We start from the raw sequence: 556 nt of genomic DNA, 5'->3' as shown, positions 1-556 counted from the left end.
TCAACGCTACGAGAAGCATCCTTGCTAGTTTCTGTGAAGAATTGGCTGATGGCAAGGACACAAGTAGAGGTAAAAGAATGACAGAGAAGGCTCAAGGCGCTCCCCAATCTCAAATCAGTTTTTTACTGTTTCTTGTGCTCGGTGCAATTGGCGCGCTAACGCCATTGGCGATCGACATGTATCTACCGGCAATGCCGACCATCGCAAAAGATTTGGGCGTTGCACCTGGTGCGGTTCAAATTACATTGACGGCTTATACGGCGGGTTTTGCGATTGGTCAGTTAATTCATGGGCCGCTTGCCGATAGCTTTGGCCGCAGACCGGTACTGATTTTGGGTGTGCTTTTCTTTGGATTAGCAGCGGTGGTGAGTGCGACCACAAACGGCATTGATGCGTTAACCTATGTTCGTACCGCTCAAGGTTTTGCTGGCGCGGCTGCGGCGGTCATTATTCAAGCTGTGGTGCGTGACATGTTTGACCGTGAAGACTTTGCGCGCGCAATGTCTTTCGTCACATTAGTTATCACTGTTGCCCCGTTGGTTGCGCCGATGATTGG

The 556-nt window shown here is 50.5% G+C and carries 1 protein-coding gene; it reads left to right on the top strand.

Translation table 11 applies throughout. The annotated features are described in order from the left end of the window. Positions 1 to 77 precede the first annotated feature (77 nt). A partial coding sequence (locus R7R24_RS29460; RefSeq protein ID WP_318120558.1) for an MFS transporter occupies positions 78 to 556 on the top strand: 479 nt, incomplete at its 3' end.

This window comes from Vibrio sp. 704, from assembly GCF_033339295.1.
Note: the sequence above shows the minus strand (reverse complement) of the source record. Positions and strands in the feature narration are given on the sequence as shown.